Origin of the sequence: Paraliobacillus ryukyuensis (assembly GCF_003315295.1) — a bacterium.
Lineage (GTDB): Bacteria > Bacillota > Bacilli > Bacillales > Amphibacillaceae > Paraliobacillus > Paraliobacillus ryukyuensis.
In genome coordinates this window covers 270,523-287,459 of the sequence record NZ_QNRI01000001.1, presented here as the reverse complement: position 1 = coordinate 287,459, position 16,937 = coordinate 270,523, and the positions used below count along the sequence as shown (strand labels likewise).

Below are 16,937 nucleotides of genomic sequence, written 5' to 3'. Positions count from 1 at the left end.
ACATTCCTCCTAGTTGAATGGTAATCATTACTCTCATTATTATTGTAGTTAGTTTAAGGTTGAATATCAAATATATAGCTTAGGAGCTGATTGGTTCGAACGTTTTTTAGGAGATTGATTTGTCTCAATGATATTTAAAGTTTCTTTCGCATCTAATTTGTTAGGCTTTACTGTTTGCTCTTCTTGATCTTTTGCATCTTCATCTTCTTCATCCACTTCTAGTAAATCTATATCCTCATCCGTGTCCTTTTCTTCTGCTTCATCATCTGATTCGGTCTCTTGAAAAGCTTTTAACAGAGATATCATACTAGGAAGATTTTTCATTAATGGACCATACTGTTGAATTAATGGCGTGACAGACTGGGTCATTTTTAGAATTTGCTGGAGATTGGTTAAGGTCTGCGTAACCCCTCCCCCACCACTTCCGACTTGACTAAGCAATTTGCTAGGCAGAAATCGTTGCAATAGCCCTTGTAGTCCACTGCTAGTGCTTGGTACTTGAGCGGGAGGTGTGAAAGGTGCACGCATTGGCCCCCAAGGTTGAAATGATTGCATATTTCTTGGCGTGAAATTGGAAGGGGAAGGTGGCCCGCCTCTTGTTGGTGGTAGTAACATGTTACTCCCTCTTTTCATAAAAATACTTCTAAACTAGTGTACGTAATTTTATAAAAAAAGTGTAGGCTACTTCTTCAGTAACATCTTATTTTGGAGATAACGAGGGTAGTTATTTCATCAGAATTATTTTAGTATAAATCATAAACAGCAGTATAAATCAAAAATAAAAAAGCTGAAAAAGTCTTTTAGAAAAACTTAATTTCAGCTATTTACAGGAAATAGCCAAGTGGTTATTTCCCGGGTAAGCGCAGGAAGCGTCATCATTTGAGCTATCCCGTTGTAATTAATTGACACTATACAAAGAAATAAGTTGATAGGTACAAATCGTTCGATTTGCTTTCCAAGTTATTTCGACAACTTTTCCATATCCAATCTGATCAGCATCTTGATGACGACGTATCTCAATCTCTTCTTCAAGTGGAAATAATCGATAACCATCTAAAACGATGGAAAAAAAGTTATCTTTATTTGCGACACGTTTTTCATTTCCTTCTGTAACAAGTCTCCATTCAAAAGACATAGGCATGCTCATCTTCTTTTCCTCCTAATCTATGTAAAATAGTATAGCACGTCTAACGTGTCAGTGGATTAAATTTTTAAAAAGACTCCAGTTGGCACTAGAGTCTAAGCTGTATCTTCTTGATATTGCTCCCATAGTCTATCGAATACTTGTAAAGCTTCTGTAAAAGGAATATTCCATTCTAAATATCTACTAATTTCATCATAAGACCGACTCTGTTTTGGGAAGCTATGATCATGAAACATCCAATCAGCTAACCTTGTCTCATTGGTTACCTGTTTTGCGCCACGAAAACGCATCATATATTGATAAAAAGAACGCATATCCTTTCTCCTTTAGCTTTTTTTGATATTAGATTGCTTTATTATTGATTTTTTTGCGATCGTATTGTAAGAAATAATATTCATGGGGATTATTTTCATCTTGTACCCCTTGCTCTTTGTTGGTTAGTTTCCACTCACTTTCATCATAAGCAGGGAAATAAGTGTCTCCTTCAAACTGATCATTAATCCACGTCATATACATGCGATCGACATAGGGGAAAAATAGTTTAAAAATCTCTCCTCCTCCAATGACAAAGTATTCTTTTTCAGGGTTCGCTTTATTCCATTGTAAGACCGTGTCAACGGAATGAATCACATGGCATCCTTCTTTAGCGTATGCCGTATCCCTTGTTAACACGACATTTTCTCTTTTAGGTAAGGGTTTTTGAAACGATTCAAAAGTTTTTCTTCCCATAATTACGGTATGGTGTAATGTTTTTTCTTTAAAAAATTGCAAATCACGTGGGAGATCCCATGGCATCCATTGATTGAGTCCAATCACTTGTTGTTTGTCCATGGCAAATACAAATGAAATCATAATAACATTCCTCCTCCATTATACAGCTACAGGTGCTTTGATTGGTGGATGTGATTGATAGTTCTCCATGCTAAGGTCATCCATTTTAATTGCAAAGATAGATGTTAGATTCTCATTGATACGTAGTTTAGGGAAAGCGTATGGTTCTCGTTCTAACTGTGTCTTCACCTGTGAAAGATGATTCGAGTAAATATGTGCATCCCCTAATGTATGAATGAATTCACCAACTTCTAGTCCACATTCGAAAGCAATTAGATGTGTTAACAGCGCGTAACTCGCAATATTAAATGGAACGCCTAAAAAAACATCGCCACTTCGTTGATATAATTGACAAGAAAGTTTTCCTTCTGCTACATAAAATTGAAACATAGTATGACATGGAGGTAAAGCCATATTACTTGGAACATCTTCTGGATTCCAAGCTGTTACCATATGTCTTCTAGAATCAGGATTTTTCTTAATTGCATCAATAACTTGACTTATTTGATCGATAGTTTCTCCTTGCGATGTTTTCCAGTGACGCCATTGCTTCCCGTAAACATTTCCTAAGTCACCATACTTTTCTGCAAAATCATCTTCTGTTAGGATTCGATGTTTAAAGGAGTCCATCTCTTGATCATATCGTTCTTTAAAGTCTGGATCTGTTTGCGCTCGGTTACCAAAATCAGACATATCCGGACCGTTGTATTCATCACTTTCTACCCAGTTTTTAAATGCCCACTCATTCCAGATGTTGTTGTTATGTTGTAATAAAAAGCGGATGTTGGTATCACCTTTTAAAAACCAAATTAATTCACTAGCAATCAAGCGAAAAGGTACGCGTTTTGTTGTTAATAACGGAAAACCTTCTTGTAGATTAAAGCGTAATTGATGGCCAAAGACAGAATAAGTCCCAGTATTCGTTCGATCTGCCTTTTTAGTTCCATTTGCTAATATGTGTTCACATAAGTGTAAGTATCCTTTTTCCCCTAACAATTCTATCCACCCCAGTTTCGTGTTGAGTTTAAATCATATGTCCCATATTACAGAAATATTTCGTTTGATTCAATAGCACATGTTTCGGTTTACTTTTACATAGATTGAAATGAAGAGAGACACTTTCAAAGGAGGGTTTTATTATGCTTACTTCCGGTCAGTTGCAACATATTGTCAAGCATTCGATGGCTTATGGCTATCTGTTAAGTCAACCATTCTCCTTTTACGTTGATGCCTATCCACTTCACCAAAATGAAGTATTTGAGCAAACAGATAGTAACCTAACGTATGGGCAGCACAATGAAGCTGTTCGAGTCTTACAACAAAAATTAAATTATCTATCGTACTATACAAAAGACATTGATGGAACGTTTGGGCTTTATACGGAACATGCATTAAAACAATTTCAAAAAGAGCAATCATTAAAGCCTAACGGACAAGCAAATCAAGAAACAATTGTGGCTATTATTAAAACAGAACGAAACCGATACCTTGCCCCGTTAAAAACAATTGATCGCACGTATACGATCGGAGAAACAGGTGATGGAATTAAATCAATCCAGCGTGCATTGTATTATTTTGGATACTACAAAGATTCAATAGATGGCATATTTGGACCAAAAACAAATGAAGCACTTTACTACTTTCAAGTGGATCATGATTTAGACGTAAAACAAGAGATTAATCATCAAGTAGTTACTGCTTTAACAGAAAAGCAAGAAGAAGTGAAGCCACCAACAGTAAAAACGACTAAAAACCAAGAAACAACGCAACAAACAACTAACGACCAGACGATTCACGTAGCACAGAAAAAAGCTGAACAAGAAACCTATCAATCCGATCAATTAATAGCAACTGCCAAACAATACGTTGGTACGTCCTACGCTTGGGGTGGTACTTCTCCTTCTGGATTTGATTGTAGCGGGTATATTAATTATGTATTTAACGAGTTAGGTGTTTCGATCCCAAGAACAGTGTCAGATATATGGAATAGTGCACAACCGATTGAGCAACTATCTATTGGCGACCTCGTTTTTTTTGAAACATACAAAAAAGGTCCTTCACATATGGGGATATACTTAGGAAATCATAATTTTATCCACGCTAGTGAATCCAAAGGGGTTTCAATCGCTTCCATGGATATTGATTATTGGCAACAAAGATATTTAGGAGCAAAACGTATTGTTGTAGAAAAATAGCTTACGAATAAAAAGATGCTCTACAAACTTGTCAGTGGAAGAGCATCTTTTATATTATTTCCCTTCCCAATCTAGAAAAAAGTGATCAAGAAAATCTTCCATAAAAGTATGTCTTCGTTCCGCAAGTTGTTTAGCGGTTTGTGTATGTAATCGATCTTTTATCAATAACAATTTATCATAGAAATGTTGGATGGTTGTCATTGATTTTTCGATAGGGTTTTCACTATAGATCTGTCTTTTCTTACTCCCACCGTAGCTAAACGCTCGAGCAATACCGATGGCACCAATCGCATCTAAGCGATCAGCATCTTGTGCAATTTGACCTACAAATGAAGTTGGAACATTCCCTTTTCGAAAAGAGATGTTATCAATAGCTTGTAAAATAGTTGCTACTTGTGTTTCAGATAAGCAAGATGCATAGAGATAATCGGTTACTTCTTGCTTTGCTGTTACTGGATCGTTTGTTAATTTTGTATCTGTTATATCATGTAGCCATCCAATAAGTTCTGCTAGTAATGGATCAGCTTGTTCTTTTTCTGCTAGATATTTAGCCATTGTGGCGACTCTTTTCATATGTGCATAATCATGCCCAGTGGTATCATCTTTAAATCGATTAAATACAAACGTCTTTGTTTGTTCAATTATATGTTGATTCATCACTACCTACCTACTTTCTTATGAAAAATCAAATAAATCCAGTTGTTTTGGATTTAAATTGTTGTAAGAAATCCCTAATAAACCAATTAACTGTTTTGCATTTTCAGCTGCATCCCCTCCAGAATTATTGTTAAATACAATACTGATATGTTCCACCTGTGATTGTAACTTCTTGATATGATTTGCCCATTCCATTAACTCAGCTTTATTATACCGATAAAGAAAACGGACTTTTCGCCACTCTTCTCCTCTGCCATTGCGATTCCATCCGTGTACATTTCTACCGTGCATACGAATGAATGCATGGGTTTGATTGGTCACTTCTAATACAGTAGGTACAGATCCTTCTCCTGCTTGTGGTTCATCACAAATGGTATGAATCCATTCATAATTGGTTAACAATTCTAATGTCGCTTGCTTATGCTTAGAATTAAACCAAGACTGATTACGAAACTCGACGGCAATTGGAAGATCTGGTAGTAATTGTTTTATTTTTTTCAACTTCCTGATGTGAGTGAAATGCACATCAAACCATGGTGGAAATTGAAATAATACATACAGTAGTTTATCGTTTTTTCGTATCGGGTCTATTGAATCCAAAAAAGCTTCAAATAATTGTTTTGCTTCTAATGTTGTCATTTGTTTTCGATCATGGCCAGTCATAGATTGGTGTGCTTTTACAATGAATTTAAACTGCTCAGGTGTTTCAGTACTCCATCTTTGATAATTAGAAGTCGATTGAATTGCATAAAATGAGCTGTCAATCTCCACAATAGGAAAATGAGCACTATAAGTGGCTAGTTTGTCTTTCGTTCTTACTGACTGTGAATATAGTATATCATGATCTCCCCAACCAGTTAGTCCAATATAAATCCCCATTTCTATTCACTCCATTTATTTCTCATGATTTCTCTATTCAATTCTACCATATTTTATTGGAATTTAACTCCCAATTCCTTGACTGATTTATCAAAATAAGTTATATTAGACATAAGCAAAGAAGATGTTTGGATTCATAATTGACAGGTAGCTTCATAGAAGTGGATGCATTGATAATCCTACACTTCTATGAAGCTACTTTTTTATTTCCATTAGTCTTATTTGTATTACCACGTATGACGTGAAAGTTTTTAGGAGGATTTACATGCAAACAGGTGTAGTAAAATGGTTTAACGCAGAAAAAGGATACGGTTTTATCCAATTAGAAGAAGGAAATGATGTATTTGTACATTATTCCGCAATTCAAGAAGAAGGATTTAAAACACTAGAAGAAGGTCAAACGGTTAACTTTGAAGTAGTTGAAGGCGATCGCGGACCACAAGCAGCTAACGTAGTTAAACAATAATATATTATTAATGCGGTGATCAAATTGATCACCGCATTTTCATGAATGAGGAAGGAGTGAGCCCATGTTAGAAGTATATGTGGATGGCGCGACAAGTGGCAATCCAGGCCCTAGTGGGATTGGTATCGTTTTAAAAAAGAAGAATTTTTTAAAAGAAGAAAAACAAAATATTGGAATTGTAACCAACCATGAGGCAGAACTAATTGCTGTTACAAAAGGGTTACAACTATGTAAAGAGTTATTTCCGGATGAGATACTTTCATTACGATCCGACTCCAAATTAGTAGTTGATATGATCGAAAAAGAATATACTAAAAATAAAACGTTTGCTCCTCACCTCGAACAAATTCTTTCATTAATGCATACTTTTCCATATTGTTTTATCAAATGGATACCTGATGGACAAAATACACAAGCCGATCGCTTAGCGAGATTGGCAATTCAAGCAATAAATGAATCATAACATCTTTTTTTGCTGAAATAATTGAATGGCTTGCTGCTCATTTGTAATTTCATGCTCAAGTAATAACTCCAACAAACTAAGATAAAAACTAAAATCAAAATCACGCTGTATCTGTAATGTGAATTTCAGTGCCATGATAATATTATGATCATGCGCAGCCGTAAATCGCTTTCCGAAATAAATTAATCGAATATCTTCGTTTGTTAGTTTAAACCCTCTCCCCCACAATTCTTCTAAATAATTTGCTAATGAAGAATGCTTTGGCATTTAAACACCTCTAACTCAAACTAATGTTGAAAGACATATTAACTTTATCACCAGTAAGTATAATATAGATTCCTTCATTTAGCCAGATATTTCTCTTTGTTTAGATGTGTGCATATTCAGAAAAATGCTAAGATTTCAACATTAAATGAAAATGTTTACTTTTCTTCTATGAAACAGTAAACTACTAACTATTGAAAACAAAAAAGGGGGAAACTAAATTGAAAAAAGTTTTATTAGCTTTAGGATTACTTGTAACATTTGTGATTACTGGTTGTGCTCAGAATTCAGATGAAGCAGATACAACAGATGATCAAGCTACGACTTCATCAGAAACAGAAAGCGCAGAAAAATCTGCGGATGATACTGCAAATGTAAAAAAAGCACTATTAGATACACAAATGAACTTAGTGCATGAACTTACTACATATCAACCAGCAATTAATGACTACACTGCTGCTGCGGCAGATGAAGCAGCAAAAGAAGAAGATGTAAAAGCAGCAAAAGAAGCAGCGAAAACAGCGGCAAGCGAAGTTAGTAGCCAACTAGAAGGTTACGAAATTCAGACTGAATTGCCTGAGGCTGAAAAAGAACAATATGCAGCAGCAATTGCAACATTACAAACGTATTATCAACAAGTTGCTACAGCTCTAGAAGCAAATGTTGGTGAAGTTGATTTATCTGAAGCTGACGCTACTTGGGAAGACTTCCAAGGTCAAATAAATGAAATTTATGAAGCGGCAGATTTAATTGCACCAGATATGAAAGACGCATTAAGTTAAGAAAAAGGGACGAGTATTCGTCCCTTTTTTAATGTACTTGCATAATTATTTTACTTTTCGGCTTACTTGGCATCTCTGTCATGGAATAACTTAAATCCTGTTCAGGTAACTCAAAATCCATATGAACAAAGAAGGATAGACAGCGTTTCATTACACCTAATGTCATCCACTCACCAGCGCAGCGATGTCCTAAATTAAACTCTCCTCCACCTTGTGGTATGAAATCAAATGGACTACCTTTCCATTCTTGAAAGCGGTCAGGTTTAAATTGATTAGGTTCGCTCCATTCATTCGGGTCATGATTTGTTCCATATAGATCTAATAATGTTAATGTTCCCTCTTTAAATGTGAAACCATTCCATATGAAATCTCGTTTTACTCTAGCAGCAGCAAATGGGAAAAACGGATAATACCTACGTACTTCTTGGCAGAACCATTCAAATCTATTTTCATTATCTGTATTTTTTAGATTTTCCCTTTCTTCCGGATGTTCATATAGAGCTAGAACTAGAAAATTGATATATGCGCTAATCGCTACAATAGGACGTAACAAATTTAATAGTTCAACAGCCACGATTTTTTCGTTTAATAGATTACCATCTAAATCCCGGTGCCAACTAAAGGTATAAAGCGCACGATCCTCGTCTACGGCCATCTCATTATTTCGTACTTGTCTTACTAACGAAATGATCCACTCTTCCCCATTTTTTCGAGATTTACGTCCTTTCCAATGCTTTGGACCGATCGAAGCTGCTGATTCAAACATATCTGCAAGTTGCTCTGTTCGTTGATTTATTTCTTTATCTGGTAATGGCACCCCCACCCACTGACATGCTGCTTTTGTAAGTAATTTTTGTATTTCTTTATCAAGTACAATATGGTTTTCTTTTTTCCAATTCTGGTTTGCAGCAGTTAATTCTTTGTCAATGATTTCATACATCTCATTTAGGCCATCTCGTGACATTAACGTCATAAACATAGCTTTTCGGTGATGATGGGCTTCTCCATCTAACGATTGTACACCACCTTCACCGAATAAAGTTTTTTGTATACGTTTTGGAGCCGCATCGCTTCTTCTGAATTTTTCGTTATCGTAAAATAAACTTGCAGCTTCTTTTCCGCTTAATGCAATTGCTTGTTGTCCAAGAATCCTAGTTTTAAATATCGTGGAATCTACTTCCTGCCTCCGATTGAATAGAAATGGATACCCCTCTTTTAATAATGCAAGCGTGTGATCAATGCCACTTTCTTTTGGCATTTTTTTAATCATTGTCATGAAATCCCTCCCAAAATATCTTTTATATAACTATTGACTAAAATAATAGGTTTAAACCATTTTTTACAATTTTCTTTGTATATATCTTTCTCGTAGGTGATTGCTGAGTTTTATAACATGTTTGAAAATTAACTTCGAATCACCCTATTAAAAATACACATCTTTTGTATGTAGAACCGTTGCCACTTATTATCGTTTGCGTTTTTCAAAACTTTGCTGCGCAACTTTTTGTAAGGAATAAATTTAGTTGTAATATAATTGGTATAATCATAATTTGTTCATGGATGGTTAGTTAGTTTATTCAATAGACATCCATAGTTAAAGATAGCGCCAGGAAAATCCGGATTGACAACGATAAGAGAATTACAAATTAAAAAGCCCAACTTCTCTACATACCAAAATAGAGAAGTTGAGCTTTTTAGTTGCTTCTTTTATTTATTGATTTCATTAACTGGAAGAAATATTCAAGTTTATGAGTTTTATTTAGCTTATACCATGAATGTAAGGTATCTGGTGTAAATACATCTAATTTTTTCAGTACCTCCATTGCAAATTCCAGAGGAGCTATTCCTGATGCAGTAACTAAATTTGAATCAGATACGGCAGGTTCCAATTCATAAAACTTTTCTCCTTTATAGTTAGGACACACCATTTTAGTATATTCTAAGCTCTTACTTGTATGCTTTCTAGTATCCAAGTATCCCATATTCGCGAGGGCATCAGTTGCACCACAAATTGCAGCAACAATAGTGCCAAGCTTTAATACTTGACCTATTCTTTCCAAGATAGGTTGATGAATTTTTTCACCCCAAGTAGTCCCTCCTGGTAAGATTAAAAGATCTTTATTGTCAAAAGCACATTCATCAATAGAAATATCTGGTTTTACGCTCAATCCCCCCATCGTACTAATCATTTCCTTATTAGCTCCTACTGTAATTACTTTTAGAGGTGCTAAATCTCTTTTGAAATATCTTCCTGAGTTTAGTTCAGTAATTAAATATCCATATTCCCAGTCCGACATTGTATGAAATACATATAGAAAAGCTTTTTTTGTTTGCATCTGATGACACTCCAATCATAATTAATATAGCTAGTATAATATAACTTCCCTGACACTTAACGTCAGGGAAGTTATATTACACTTGATGAAATTTTATTAACTCCGATAGAACTTCAACAAGTCTTTTTTTAAGGCTTATTGGCTCAATAACTTTAATAGCTTTATTGTACGGTAAAAGTAAATAAGGTACATAAGTATGGATTATATCTTTTTCAAGAAGAAAAACTGCTTGATTTGAAGTCCGTTCTTGTAAATAATGTCCCAAAAACCAATGTTGGCTAATATCAGCCAATACACTTTTATCCCCACTGATAACCAAAGAAATAATCCCTTCTTTATCTTCTATAGTGGGAAGAAGATTTTTTATAAAAAAGTCCCGTGCCGAAAAATTTTCTGGCCGGTTAAACTTATTTTCGGTTAGCATTAGACTTTCAATTCTATCTGCTCGAAAACTACGAATATCATTCCTAAGATGACAAAATCCAATCACATACCACTTATTATTCCAATAGATAATTCTGTATGGATCGAACAATCTATAATTTAATTGTTTTTCGTCACTTTTATTGTAACGAATTTTTACTGCGTACTGGTCAACTACGGCACGTTCCAACTCCTTCAGAAAATATTCCATAGATAATGAACTTAATCGACTTATTACTTCAAGACTAGTTAAATGTTGGTTTATCTTTGTTTTCTGCTCTTGATTTGAGAATTTTTTTAGTTTTGAAATCGCCCTATTTAGTGCTTCACCTCCATAATATCCGGCTTCTTCTGCAAACACAGCAGCGTGAAATAATGAAGTATACTCCTCAAAATCAAAAAAAAGAGGAGCCTTAATAAAATTATTCAATAAACTGTATCCACCGTTATGTCCTGGTTCTGAAATTATCGGTACGCCACTTGTTGAAAGTGTATCAATATAACGATAAACAGTTCTTATATTCATCTCTAACTTTTCTGAAATTTGTTTTGCAGTAAGCTTTTGACCTGACCTGAGCATCCATAGTATTGCTAACATATTGTCAATTTTAGGCATGTAATTCCACCTCTGAGAATATACTAATTTACTAAGAAAATACCATTTTAATTCAAAAAAAGGACTCGCATTAGATTCTCTGTGGTCTTTGTAACTTTCTTAACGTTGTAAAAAAGGGAATCGTCTTGGAAATAGGCTTAGCGTTGTAAATCCGTAATTCCATGACGATACCCCTTGATAGATTATAAATTGTATATTGCTTTATATTTGTTTGTTAAGTAAGTAACTAAATAACTTGCATTTAATGAGGATCCAGTTACTTCTTTAATTAATTCTAATGGTTTTTTAACTTTTCCATATTGATGGATATGTTCGGTTAACCATGACGTAATTGGTGAAAAATCACCGGATTCGATCACCGCTTCTACATCCATCTCTTGTTGCATTTGATGATGCAATTGTGCAGCATACATATACCCTAATGCATAAGAAGGAAAATAACCAAAATCCCCTCCAGACCAGTGAATGTCTTGTAACACGCCTTGCTTGTTTGTGCTTGGTCTAATACCAAGATAAGCCTCCATTTTGTCATTCCATGCTTCCGGTAAATCTTTTACAGCTAGATCACCATCAATTAGAGCTTTCTCTAATTCATAACGAACCATAATATGCAAACAGTAGGTTAATTCATCTGCCTCAATTCGAATATACGATGGTTTCACTTCGTTAACTGCGCCGTAGAAGTCTTCAAAATCTATTTGTTGAAAAGCTTCAGGCGCAACGCTTTTAAAGTCTTCCATTAGTACCTTCCAAAAAGATTTACTACGCCCTACAAAATTCTCCCAAAATAGTGATTGGGACTCATGTATACCCATTGATGTCCCAGTAGCCAAAGGTGTCTGCGCTAATGCATTGTCGATATTCTGTTCATATAGTGCATGACCTCCTTCATGGATTGTTCCGAATACAGCCATTCGAAAATCTTGCTCATCATAACGTGTCGTAATCCGTACATCATTTGGATTAATACCGATGGCAAAAGGATGAATTGTCTCATCTAATCGACCAGATTGAAAATCGTATCCCATTCTATGTAAAACATCTAAGCTAAACTTTTCTTGCGCTTCTTTCGGGAAATAATGCGTTAATATATGACTATCAGGTTGATGATCAGCTTGGCTAATTTGTTGCACTAAATCGGTTAGTCCATCTCTTACTTGTTCAAAAACTTGATCTAATAACGCAGTTGTGACACCTGGTTCAAATAAATCTAGCAACTGGTCATATTTATTGGTGGTGGCCCCCCAATACGTAGCAAACTTTTTATTATAAGCAACTAGTTCTTCCAAATACGGTTGTAATAATTCAAAATTATCCTCATCTCTTGCTTGTTGCCAAATCGATTCAGATTTTGATTGTAATGTAATATAAGCTCTGTGTTCCTCATCTGGTATCAGGCTACTTCGTTGGTATTCTTCCTCACAAACCTCCACTGCCCGTTGTAAGATAGCATCCCCTGTTTGGTTCTTTAATTGATCAATACACTCTTTCATTTCATCAGAAGTTTTTATTTGATGGATTTTTTGTGAAAGTAACCCAATAACTTCTGCACGTTGGTCGGTACCTTTCGTAGGTATTTTGGTACGTAGATCCCATTGCACAAGTGATAGTGCTTCGCGGTAGCTATCTTGCTCCTGTAATAAAGCACGAAACTTTTCTTCCATTTGTTTCACGTTTTCCATTTAAGACTCCCCCTTTTTTTCATGCTTTCCAAAGTACTGATAGTAATCAACTTTAATGAATCCATTAAAGAGTTTACGTCGTTTCGTTGCTTTTGCTCCATATAATGATTCAAACTTTTCGTTTGAAGTAAGCACATAAACACTCCATGACGGATGCAGTCTCATCGTTTCTCCTAACGCCTCATACAACGCTTCTACTTGTTTTTTATCGCCTATCCGTTCACCATATGGTGGATTGCTAATGATATAGCCATTTGGAACTTTCGGTTGAAAATCGGTTGCTTGCATTTGCTTCCACTGAATTAAATCGGCTAGCCCGGCTTCCATTGCATTGTTTTTAGCAATTTCGATCATTTTGGGATCAATGTCTGAACCAGTTATGTCTAATGCCTGATCATAATTTGCTAGTGATTCTGCTTCATCAAAAGCTTGTGCCCATCTTTTATCACCTATCCATGCCCATTCTTCTGAGGCAAAGGACCGATTGAATCCTGGTGCGATATTTTGACCGATGAATGCAGCTTCAATTAAGATAGTTCCAGACCCACAAAATACGTCAACTAAAGGATAATCAGGCTTCCAATTGGTTAATTGGACAAGAGCCGCTGCAAGTGTTTCTTTAAGAGGCGCTTCCCCTTGTCCGATTCGGTACCCTCGTTTATGTAAACCAGCTCCTGATGTATCAATTGTTAGTGTTGCTTTATCTTTTAAGAGCGCAATCTCAACTTTATACAGTGCACCTGATTCCGGCATTCTTGATGCGACACCATGTTTTTGTTTTAGTTTTTCTACTATCGCTTTTTTGACAATAGATTGACAATCAGGCACGCTGTAGAGTATGGACTTAACAGATTTACCAGTAACAGGAAAAGATCCGTCTTCTGGAATATATTCATGCCAGGCAAGCGCTTTTGTTTGTTCAAATAATTCATCAAAAGTTGTTGCCTCAAATTCTCCTATAATTACTTTCAATCGATCTGCAGTGCGTAACCACAGATTACAACGTGGAATCGCTTGTATATCTGCTTTAAATATTACTTTACCGTTTTCTACTTGTACATCCTCATAACCTAACGCTTTCACTTCATTTGCAACGATAGATTCCAACCCCATTGCAGATGTAGCAAGTAATGTTACTGTTGTTGGCATAATTCAAAATTCCTTTCATCTACATAAAATAAATAACACCCTTCTGATAACAATGCTGTTATTAGAAGGGTGTTTGTGTTTTGTAAATAGTATAGACCAATGAATGTTTGGTAAGCCATGTTCTGTTACTATAGTACTGCAAACGGTGGTCAACCTCGTACGTAAGTTGTAATCATCTATCTACAAGCATAAAGCTTGTCCCTGTTTCGGTTGTATTCCCTAATCCAGGATGCCCCTACCTAAATTTGGGTTGCTCACTCGTGGGGTTTACCTCGTTCCACTCAAGTTGTTTCCAACCTGACTACGTCACTGTGGCACTTTCAAGAGCATCACACCATATCAAATGACTTAGGTATTTACTCTGCCGTGAACCAACATATGGCTCCCTTGATTTATGAATTCATCAAGCACGAACACTACAAGCATCTCAGCTTGTGTGAGCATGGACTTTCCTCTACGTAGTAAATTACGCAGCGATTACAGCAAACATTCATTTTGTAAGATTTCATATGTTGATTTCATTTAAAAGACGACATTATTACTATACCATATTGATAACAAACAGACTAGTAGTAATAATTGGATACTTCAAAAATTATGAATCAGCATACTTCTTACCAAACACAGCCTTCTCTAAATTTGATAAACGTTTCAAAATATCATAATTCACTTGATGATTCGATGTTACTGGTCTACTTCTCGTTTGTTCGGATTGTTTTCGTAATCGACTATTATCCTGCTCTAATTTCTCAATGTGATTTAAAAACGCTTCATAGTCTTTAATAATAATATCTAAAAATGCATCTACTTCTTCTTGATTATATCCTCGCATGGAAGTTTTAAATTCTTTATCAAGTATTTCTTTTGTACTTATTTGATTAATTTCTTCGCTCATCATTTTCACCTCGAATTTCACAGACGTTAGTTGTATTTTTTCAAATTTATTGTGAATTGTCAATTACTGTTCCAATTTTCCCCCTGTTCATTCTGTATTTCTTGCGCGGTATCTTCTAAATCAAAGGGAGTAATGGTAAACATAGGATAATTTGAAATCTCAGATTTACTTTGCGCTTCTTCTAAAAAGAACTTCACTGATCCTGGATTATCTTCATCTAATAAAAGTAAACACGCGTCACTTTTATCTGTTAAAAATTTATTTTTTGCTTGGAATTGATATGGCCCTTTATAAGCAGAATCGTATAGAAGTTGAACAAAGTCAGCTTCCATTAGAATCAACTGATATTTTTCTTGTAAACCCTCTGGCCATTTACTATCTTGTTGATCAAAGGGTGGAATAACAGCTAACTGGATTGGATATTCTTCTTGCAATTCCAACGTGACTTCACATGTCCAAAGTTCTACTCCAATTTGCCCAGATACCAATATCCACTCGAGACCTTCTTCCAAGAATACACGTAATCTTCTTTTTATTGTTTCTTTAATGTATGTAATTCTTTCATCATTTATCGATGAAATATTCATTTCATGTGGTTTGTAACCTGTCACTGTTAGTACTTTCACGTTATTGCATCACCCTTTAAAAATGAAAAAGCTGGTAGTCCCAGCCTTTTCGAAGTTACGTTAGAATAAATTACCGAAAAAATGGAGGTCGTTGGTTCGGGACTTCAAAAGAACCTCCATATACATTTGTGCTATTCACGGTATTTTGGTAAGAAGTAGAATGTGGATAAAAATGAGTGTTTTTAATTGTGTGATGATTAACTACATTGGTATGAGAAGGATGAATGTAATTAACATCAGATTGGCTAAACGTATGCACTTCATTACAATTGGTTGGACAAACCACTGTTTTTGCAGGTCCTGTCATACAACCATGTGGGCGAGGCCGCATAAAAATTCTCCTTTCATAAATTTAGTGTAATTAACACTGCTACACTATAACCTATGTTAATAAGAAAAACTTGTCTTGGCGTTCGTCCTAATTATAATGAATTTATCTATAAATTCTTTTATGCTAAATCTTCAAGAATGATATCTAACACATATTGTACCGAATTATATAAATTCATGTATCTTGTTTCTTTCACATCAATATAGTAACTATGCATCAACAATAATTCCACATTTTCTTTTGTTGATGCTACTTGTTGTGGATGAATCCGTAATTCTCTTTCTTTTACCTTTTTAGCCGTTTCTTCTGACCATTTTTCAGCTAATTGAAAAACAGGAAGTGTCTCTTCCTTGACAAGATTAAAAAATTCAGGATCTCTTCTATATTCTGGTTTCTCTTGCTGATAATAGTTTGTTTTAAGTTTTGCTAATTTTTCTTTTAATTCAAACGTTAATTCTTTTACTGAAATATATATCCCCCCTGCTTATTCACTTTACCATGCTTTATGAAGATAATGCAGTCGTTTGTTTCGCTTTTATTTGTTCTTTCTAATTTAAACAGCATGACGTAATAATAACTAATAAAAATCTTACTCTATCTCTTTTTGTAAAGCAACTATACTCTTTTGAAATTGCCCAATATCATTGTGATGATTGCAATGGATTTCTTCGATAAGTGTATTGGCTGTAACAATAAGTTGCTCTTCGATTAATTGCAATTTATCCGAAAGTGCGATAAATCGATTATTTACTTCATTGATCGTGAAAGGTTTCGTTTGTATATGCAGCATTATTTACACTCCCTCTTCATTTTGTACCTACTCCATTCTTCATTTCCCCTTCTTCTCCTTCACACTTGACAAAACTAGAAGTAATCTAACAAAAACACCAAAAATCGCGTATGATTTTTCATTATTTTATCAAACTAATAGTTAAAAGGAGGGATACTTATGGCTAAAGCCGATAAACGCCAACGTCAAACGAAATCAGTCAAAGAATCGAAACGACAAGGTGCTCCAGTTGATAAAAAATTAGATGGTCCCAACCGTCCATCTACTTAAATGAAGCATTACTTAATAACTATTGTTGCGAATGCGACAATAGTTATTTTTTTGTGTAAAATCACGATTCGTCGTATAATAAGAAAGTGTCTTACTACTATTAACTACACACAGAGTTAAAAATAGGCTTTTGTAATT

At 35.1% G+C, this 16,937-nt stretch carries 22 protein-coding genes and 1 other RNA gene; 4 read left to right on the top strand and 19 right to left on the bottom strand.

Translation table 11 applies throughout. The annotated features are described in order from the left end of the window. Window positions 1–66 precede the first annotated feature (66 nt). The 5 genes from vrrA to DES48_RS01610 form a co-directional block, all read right to left on the bottom strand. The gene (gene vrrA, locus DES48_RS01630) at window positions 67–615 is read right to left on the bottom strand and encodes a VrrA/YqfQ family protein (protein WP_170126143.1); all 549 of its coding nucleotides are present in this window, start codon (window positions 613–615) and stop codon (window positions 67–69) included. 283 nt (window positions 616–898) lie between these two features. Next, window positions 899–1,147, bottom strand: a complete 249-nt coding sequence (locus DES48_RS01625; RefSeq protein WP_113866301.1) for a DUF2584 family protein — start codon at window positions 1,145–1,147, stop codon at window positions 899–901. Window positions 1,148–1,239: 92 nt separating this feature from the next. Continuing rightward, on the bottom strand, window positions 1,240–1,458 hold the full coding sequence (locus DES48_RS01620) for a YozE family protein (RefSeq protein ID WP_113866299.1): 219 nt from the start codon (window positions 1,456–1,458) through the stop codon (window positions 1,240–1,242). Between the two features lie 28 nt (window positions 1,459–1,486). Beyond that, a complete protein-coding gene (locus tag DES48_RS01615; RefSeq protein WP_113866297.1) occupies window positions 1,487–1,996 on the bottom strand; it encodes a dihydrofolate reductase in 510 nt (169 codons plus the stop codon). 18 nt (window positions 1,997–2,014) lie between these two features. Next, entirely contained in the window at window positions 2,015–2,971 is a 957-nt protein-coding gene (locus DES48_RS01610) for a thymidylate synthase (protein ID WP_113866295.1), read from the bottom strand. Window positions 2,972–3,114: 143 nt separating this feature from the next. Here DES48_RS01610 and DES48_RS01605 point away from each other — a divergent pair, with 143 nt between their 5' ends. Next, on the top strand, window positions 3,115–4,170 hold the full coding sequence (locus DES48_RS01605) for a C40 family peptidase (RefSeq protein WP_113866293.1): 1,056 nt from the start codon (window positions 3,115–3,117) through the stop codon (window positions 4,168–4,170). A 54-nt stretch (window positions 4,171–4,224) separates the two neighbouring features. Here DES48_RS01605 and DES48_RS01600 read toward each other — a convergent pair whose 3' ends face one another. After that, complete coding sequence (locus DES48_RS01600; protein WP_113866291.1) at window positions 4,225–4,827, bottom strand: HD domain-containing protein; 603 nt, start codon at window positions 4,825–4,827, stop codon at window positions 4,225–4,227. 18 nt (window positions 4,828–4,845) lie between these two features. Next, the gene (locus DES48_RS01595; RefSeq protein WP_113866289.1) at window positions 4,846–5,706 is read right to left on the bottom strand and encodes a DUF72 domain-containing protein; all 861 of its coding nucleotides are present in this window, start codon (window positions 5,704–5,706) and stop codon (window positions 4,846–4,848) included. A 265-nt stretch (window positions 5,707–5,971) separates the two neighbouring features. On the opposite strand from DES48_RS01595, the gene DES48_RS01590 reads away from it, so the two are divergent. After that, window positions 5,972–6,172, top strand: coding sequence for a cold-shock protein (locus DES48_RS01590; protein ID WP_079709656.1), 201 nt, complete (start codon window positions 5,972–5,974; stop codon window positions 6,170–6,172). 64 nt (window positions 6,173–6,236) lie between these two features. Then, complete coding sequence (locus DES48_RS01585; protein ID WP_113866287.1) at window positions 6,237–6,635, top strand: ribonuclease HI family protein; 399 nt, start codon at window positions 6,237–6,239, stop codon at window positions 6,633–6,635. Here DES48_RS01585 and DES48_RS01580 read toward each other — a convergent pair. Next, a complete protein-coding gene (locus tag DES48_RS01580; RefSeq protein WP_079709658.1) occupies window positions 6,630–6,902 on the bottom strand; it encodes a DUF6123 family protein in 273 nt (90 codons plus the stop codon). The two genes, DES48_RS01585 and DES48_RS01580, sit on opposite strands and share 6 nt — an antisense overlap. A 218-nt stretch (window positions 6,903–7,120) precedes the next feature. Here DES48_RS01580 and DES48_RS01575 point away from each other — a divergent pair, with 218 nt between their 5' ends. Continuing rightward, a complete protein-coding gene (locus tag DES48_RS01575) occupies window positions 7,121–7,681 on the top strand; it encodes a hypothetical protein (protein WP_113866285.1) in 561 nt (186 codons plus the stop codon). Between the two features lie 28 nt (window positions 7,682–7,709). Here DES48_RS01575 and cypC read toward each other — a convergent pair whose 3' ends face one another. From cypC to DES48_RS01520, 11 genes are all read right to left on the bottom strand, one after another. Continuing rightward, window positions 7,710–8,957 (bottom strand): CYP152 family fatty-acid peroxygenase CypC, encoded by a 1,248-nt coding sequence (cypC, locus tag DES48_RS01570; RefSeq protein WP_245911254.1) that lies wholly within the window; start codon window positions 8,955–8,957, stop codon window positions 7,710–7,712. Window positions 8,958–9,375: 418 nt separating this feature from the next. Then, window positions 9,376–10,017: a type 1 glutamine amidotransferase family protein gene (locus tag DES48_RS01565; RefSeq protein WP_113866283.1), complete on the bottom strand. Its 642-nt coding sequence runs from the start codon at window positions 10,015–10,017 to the stop codon at window positions 9,376–9,378. Window positions 10,018–10,093: 76 nt separating this feature from the next. Next, complete coding sequence (locus DES48_RS01560) at window positions 10,094–11,056, bottom strand: helix-turn-helix transcriptional regulator (RefSeq protein WP_113866281.1); 963 nt, start codon at window positions 11,054–11,056, stop codon at window positions 10,094–10,096. Window positions 11,057–11,238: 182 nt separating this feature from the next. Beyond that, a complete protein-coding gene (locus DES48_RS01555) occupies window positions 11,239–12,738 on the bottom strand; it encodes a carboxypeptidase M32 (RefSeq protein WP_079709661.1) in 1,500 nt (499 codons plus the stop codon). Further along, complete coding sequence (locus DES48_RS01550; RefSeq protein WP_113866279.1) at window positions 12,739–13,887, bottom strand: THUMP domain-containing class I SAM-dependent RNA methyltransferase; 1,149 nt, start codon at window positions 13,885–13,887, stop codon at window positions 12,739–12,741. A 106-nt stretch (window positions 13,888–13,993) separates the two neighbouring features. Continuing rightward, window positions 13,994–14,377, bottom strand: an RNA gene (gene rnpB, locus DES48_RS01545) — RNase P RNA component class B. A 105-nt stretch (window positions 14,378–14,482) separates the two neighbouring features. Beyond that, window positions 14,483–14,782, bottom strand: coding sequence for a cell division regulator GpsB (gene gpsB / locus DES48_RS01540; RefSeq protein WP_370622732.1), 300 nt, complete (start codon window positions 14,780–14,782; stop codon window positions 14,483–14,485). Window positions 14,783–14,841: 59 nt separating this feature from the next. After that, the gene (locus DES48_RS01535) at window positions 14,842–15,408 is read right to left on the bottom strand and encodes an SLOG family protein (protein WP_113866277.1); all 567 of its coding nucleotides are present in this window, start codon (window positions 15,406–15,408) and stop codon (window positions 14,842–14,844) included. Window positions 15,409–15,478: 70 nt separating this feature from the next. Next, the gene (locus tag DES48_RS01530; protein ID WP_079709664.1) at window positions 15,479–15,739 is read right to left on the bottom strand and encodes a CotD family spore coat protein; all 261 of its coding nucleotides are present in this window, start codon (window positions 15,737–15,739) and stop codon (window positions 15,479–15,481) included. A 118-nt stretch (window positions 15,740–15,857) separates the two neighbouring features. After that, the gene (locus DES48_RS01525) at window positions 15,858–16,208 is read right to left on the bottom strand and encodes a DUF1798 family protein (RefSeq protein WP_113866275.1); all 351 of its coding nucleotides are present in this window, start codon (window positions 16,206–16,208) and stop codon (window positions 15,858–15,860) included. Window positions 16,209–16,328: 120 nt separating this feature from the next. Further along, window positions 16,329–16,529: a hypothetical protein gene (locus DES48_RS01520; protein ID WP_113866273.1), complete on the bottom strand. Its 201-nt coding sequence runs from the start codon at window positions 16,527–16,529 to the stop codon at window positions 16,329–16,331. Between the last annotated feature and the right edge of the window lie 408 nt (window positions 16,530–16,937).

Bases quoted from the DNA above. Each gene is read 5' to 3' on its own strand.
- vrrA (WP_170126143.1), bottom strand. From the start codon at position 615: ATGTTACTACCACCAACAAGAGGCGGGCCACCTTCCCCTTCCAATTTC.
- DES48_RS01625 (WP_113866301.1), bottom strand. From the start codon at position 1,147: ATGAGCATGCCTATGTCTTTTGAATGGAGACTTGTTACAGAAGGAAAT.
- DES48_RS01620 (WP_113866299.1), bottom strand. From the start codon at position 1,458: ATGCGTTCTTTTTATCAATATATGATGCGTTTTCGTGGCGCAAAACAG.
- DES48_RS01615 (WP_113866297.1), bottom strand. From the start codon at position 1,996: ATGATTTCATTTGTATTTGCCATGGACAAACAACAAGTGATTGGACTC.
- DES48_RS01605 (WP_113866293.1), top strand. From the start codon at position 3,115: ATGCTTACTTCCGGTCAGTTGCAACATATTGTCAAGCATTCGATGGCT.
- DES48_RS01600 (WP_113866291.1), bottom strand. From the start codon at position 4,827: ATGAATCAACATATAATTGAACAAACAAAGACGTTTGTATTTAATCGA.
- DES48_RS01595 (WP_113866289.1), bottom strand. From the start codon at position 5,706: ATGGGGATTTATATTGGACTAACTGGTTGGGGAGATCATGATATACTA.
- DES48_RS01590 (WP_079709656.1), top strand. From the start codon at position 5,972: ATGCAAACAGGTGTAGTAAAATGGTTTAACGCAGAAAAAGGATACGGT.
- DES48_RS01585 (WP_113866287.1), top strand. From the start codon at position 6,237: ATGTTAGAAGTATATGTGGATGGCGCGACAAGTGGCAATCCAGGCCCT.
- DES48_RS01580 (WP_079709658.1), bottom strand. From the start codon at position 6,902: ATGCCAAAGCATTCTTCATTAGCAAATTATTTAGAAGAATTGTGGGGG.
- cypC (WP_245911254.1), bottom strand. From the start codon at position 8,957: ATGACAATGATTAAAAAAATGCCAAAAGAAAGTGGCATTGATCACACG.
- DES48_RS01565 (WP_113866283.1), bottom strand. From the start codon at position 10,017: ATGCAAACAAAAAAAGCTTTTCTATATGTATTTCATACAATGTCGGAC.
- DES48_RS01560 (WP_113866281.1), bottom strand. From the start codon at position 11,056: ATGCCTAAAATTGACAATATGTTAGCAATACTATGGATGCTCAGGTCA.
- DES48_RS01555 (WP_079709661.1), bottom strand. From the start codon at position 12,738: ATGGAAAACGTGAAACAAATGGAAGAAAAGTTTCGTGCTTTATTACAG.
- DES48_RS01550 (WP_113866279.1), bottom strand. From the start codon at position 13,887: ATGCCAACAACAGTAACATTACTTGCTACATCTGCAATGGGGTTGGAA.
- gpsB (WP_370622732.1), bottom strand. From the start codon at position 14,782: ATGAGCGAAGAAATTAATCAAATAAGTACAAAAGAAATACTTGATAAA.
- DES48_RS01530 (WP_079709664.1), bottom strand. From the start codon at position 15,739: ATGCGGCCTCGCCCACATGGTTGTATGACAGGACCTGCAAAAACAGTG.
- DES48_RS01520 (WP_113866273.1), bottom strand. From the start codon at position 16,529: ATGCTGCATATACAAACGAAACCTTTCACGATCAATGAAGTAAATAAT.